Raw genomic sequence first — 3,650 nt, forward strand, 5'->3', positions numbered from 1 at the left:
GAGAGGGCCGGTAGCCATTGCGCTACCGGCCCTTTCTGTATCTGCTGCCTCCGCTTCGCTCCGGCGGGTTCGCGGCCCTGGGAGTCTCGGTCTTCCCTCCTCCGCTCCTCCGCTTCGCTCCCCCGCTCCAAGGCGCAGGTCTATGGAGCCGCAGTCCAGACCGAGACGGGCCACGAACTTTGGGGCATGCCCTTTTAGTGGTTCTTGGCGGTGTTTTGGCGGGCCTGGGTCATTGCGTGGGCATCGCAAGGTCGTGTGCAGGTACTTCGCCATGCGTCATGCTGGGTGTATGTGTTTGGTGTTGCTCGGGTGGCGGGCGCATCCGGAGTATCGGTTGATCGTCGCTGCCAATCGGGACGAGTTCTTCACGCGTCCAACGGAATCGCTGCGCTGGTGGGACGAGGTGCCGGGATTGCTGGCGGGACGGGACCTGGGCGCCGGTGGCGCGGTGCCGGGAACGTGGCTGGGTCTGGCCCGGGAATCGCATCGATTCGCGACGGTGACCAATGTGCGCGGGGTGAACGAGAAACGCACCGACGCACGCTCACGCGGGGCGCTGCTGCTGGACTTCCTGCGGGGTGAGGCGGATTCGGAGAAGTTCGTGCGCGGTGTCGCGGCCGCAGCGGACGACTACAACGGCTTCAATCTCGTGGTGTCCGATCTGGAAACACTGTGGTGGCACGGCAATCGCAGCGGGCAGGGTCCGCGCGAACTGACCCCCGGATTCCACGGCCTGTCCAATGGCGCGCTCGCCGCATCCCTGGAGACCGGCGGTGAAATCCGCACCGGCACGGGCGCCCCGGCGTGGCCGAAGGTCCGGGAAGGGGTGCTGGGCTTGCGCAGAGTCGTCGAAAACGATCCCGGTGAGGTGTCGGGTTACCTGGCGGTGCTGGCGGACCGCACACGGGCCGCGGACGCGGAACTACCGGACACCGGCATCGGCAAACTCGGTGAGCGCGTGGCCTCGTCGCGTTTCGTCAACCATCCGCTGCACGGAACCCGGTGCAGCACCGTGCTGTTGGTCCGCGAAGACGGGCACTTCGAAATGACCGAGCGCACCTTCGCTCGCTTCGGCCGCCGCAAGGGCACGGTGTCCTTCCACGGCCGCCTCGAACTGCCGGACTGAGAAGACACACCCGGGAACGAAAAAGGCCGGAGAAACACGACCGGCCCGCCCCAACGAAGCGGGCGGGCCGAACCGAGCGTGAGCGTTATTGCTTACTTGCCTGCGGCCCACTGGGTGGTGCCATCGGGCGCCTGCATCGTATTGATGAGGTCGATACCGGTGGCGAGCAATGCCGGGCCACCCACGGCGATGGTGCCGAGGATGCCGCCGATACCGGCGCCCGCGAGCAGACCCGGGACGCAACCGGCGACGATGGTGACAACGCAGCCGATGATCGCGCCGACGGCAGTGCCGACGAAGCCGCCGATAGCGGTGGCGATACCGAACTTGCTGGAGAAGTCATTCATCGCGCGCTGGTTTTCCAGCGGCGAGGCGATGGGCTGGGCCGCCGCGACAGGCTGTGCCGCCGCGACCGGCGCGACCGCGACCGACTGGCCGCTGACCTGCATATCGGCCGGCTTGGTCGGCACGACCTCGAGGACCTTGCCGTCTTCCTTGACATCGGCGGTGGCCGGAACCTTGGTCCCGGCGACGTCGAACTGCAGCGGGAAGGAGATCACAGTCGCCCCCTGAACGTCCTTGACGTTCACGACCGTCTGCTTCGGGTCTTCCGGCGTCGCGCCGTCCTGCTGGGTGAGCTCGAAGGTCCCGTTCTTCAACGTGGACACGACGGTCTTACCCTCCACCGGCTTGCCGTCGACGATCCGGCTGTCGACCAGCTTGGTGGAGTACGAGATCCCCGCGGACTGTGCGGGAGCAGGAGCAGGAGCGTCGTCGGCATGGGCAACGGTCATCCCCGTGGTCATTGCGCCGATGACCAAGGCAGCCGCCGCAGTGGTGCTGCGAAACTTCATTCGGTTTTTCCAATCCTTCATCAGGTTCGATCCATCGTCCGCACCTTCGCCACGCGAGGCCCTGGCTTCCCTCGGGCCCTGCCACGCGCTAACGGCAAACACTCCCCGAGCATGTGAAGATGCGCACAGACGTCGGACGGAGTGATCTTAATCGAAGGTTTGTCTGTAAGCGAGATTGCTGCTGCCCCCAAGAACTGTGTCTTTACTGTGACGTTCGAAGTAAGCCTGCCCTTTGTTCAGCGTGTGATTTGCCGGGATTTACGGTGTGGGAACACGCTGGACAGTTAAGTTACCGACGGGTAACTTACTGTTCGTTAGGATACGAGCCAGCCGAGGCGGACCAGGCCGTCCTCGCAGAGCTTGTTGAACCGGTCAGAAAGGTCGCGACATGAATGCCCTGACAGTGACACTGGGCACGATTGGAGCGGTGCTCACCATCTTCTGTTGGGCATCGCTCATCGGTGGCGCGCGAAGCATCGTGCGCACCATCATGGTCGGCCAGTCCGCACCGGATCGGTGGCGGCCGTTCATTCCGCGCCTCAAAACAATGCTGATCGAGTTCCTCGCGCATACGCGCATGAACAAGTTCCGCACCGTCGGCTGGGCGCACTGGCTGGTGATGATCGGCTTCCTCGCCGGCTTCATCCTCTGGTTCGAGGCCTACGGTCAGGTCTTCGACCCCGAATTCCACTGGCCCATCGTCGGCGCCTGGGGCATCTACCACCTGGTGGACGAGATCCTCGGCATCGGAACGGTCGTCGGCATCGTCACGCTGATCACCATCCGGCAGCTGAACCACCCGCGCCGGCCGGAGCGGCTCTCACGCTTCAGCGGTTCCAAGTTCGCGCCCGCCTACGTCATCGAGGCCATCGTCCTCATCGAGGGCCTGGGCATGATCTTCGTGAAGGCCGGCAAGATCGCCACCTACGGCGAATCCCACACCTGGAGTGACTTCTTCACCCAGGAGGTCGCCAAGCTGCTGCCCGCGAACGTCACCATGGTGTCGATCTTCGCGTTCGTCAAGCTCATGTCCGGCGCCATGTTCCTGCTGCTCGTCGGCCGCAATGTGACCTGGGGCGTTGCGTGGCACCGTTTCTCGGCGTTCTTCAATATCTACTTCAAGCGTGAGGCCGACGGCACCGTCGCCCTCGGCGCACTGAAGCCCATGATGTCGCAGGGCAAGCCGATCGATATGGAGACCGCCGACCCGGACAACGACACCTTCGGTGTCGGTAAATTCGAGGACTTCTCCTGGAAGGACATCCTCGACGTCACCACCTGCACCGAGTGCGGTCGCTGCCAATCCCAGTGCCCCGCTTGGAATACCGGTAAGCCGCTGTCGCCCAAGCTGCTGATCATGTCGCTGCGCGACCACGGCTACGCCAAGGCCCCGTACCTGCTGGCCGGTGGCCGCAAGGATATGAGCGGCGACGAGATCGGTCTCGTCGATGCCGAGGGCAAGCCGAACGAGGCTGCGCTGAGCAAGATTTCGGCCGAGGCCCGCGCTGAGGCGGAGCGTCCGCTGGTCGGTGGTGCGGAGGTCAACGGGATCATCGATCCTGAGGTGTTGTGGTCGTGCACGAGTTGTGGTGCGTGTGTGGAGCAGTGCCCGGTCGATATCGAGCATGTCGATCACATTATCGATATGCGCCGCTATCAGGTGTTGATCG

Annotated in this window: 3 protein-coding genes; 2 read left to right on the forward strand and 1 reads right to left on the reverse strand. The window is 64.2% G+C overall.

Features of this window, described 5'->3' with window-relative positions; translation table 11 throughout:
- Positions 1–289: 289 nt before the first annotated feature.
- Positions 290–1,126: an NRDE family protein gene (locus JWN03_RS10155; RefSeq protein ID WP_297613117.1), complete on the forward strand. Its 837-nt coding sequence runs from the start codon at positions 290–292 to the stop codon at positions 1,124–1,126.
- Positions 1,127–1,218: 92 nt separating this feature from the next.
- Here JWN03_RS10155 and JWN03_RS10160 read toward each other — a convergent pair whose 3' ends face one another.
- Positions 1,219–1,980, reverse strand: coding sequence for a hypothetical protein (locus JWN03_RS10160; RefSeq protein WP_297613120.1), 762 nt, complete (start codon positions 1,978–1,980; stop codon positions 1,219–1,221).
- Positions 1,981–2,368: 388 nt separating this feature from the next.
- Between JWN03_RS10160 and JWN03_RS10165 the strand changes: the two genes are divergently transcribed.
- Positions 2,369–3,650: (Fe-S)-binding protein (locus JWN03_RS10165; RefSeq protein WP_297613122.1), on the forward strand; the 1,282-nt coding region annotated here is incomplete at its 3' end.

The sequence above is a fragment of the Nocardia sp. genome, assembly GCF_025465275.1.
In the GTDB taxonomy this organism is placed as follows: Bacteria; Actinomycetota; Actinomycetes; order Mycobacteriales; family Mycobacteriaceae; genus Nocardia.

Bases quoted from the DNA above. Each gene is read 5' to 3' on its own strand.
- JWN03_RS10155 (WP_297613117.1), top strand. From the start codon at position 290: ATGTGTTTGGTGTTGCTCGGGTGGCGGGCGCATCCGGAGTATCGGTTG.
- JWN03_RS10160 (WP_297613120.1), bottom strand. From the start codon at position 1,980: ATGAAGTTTCGCAGCACCACTGCGGCGGCTGCCTTGGTCATCGGCGCA.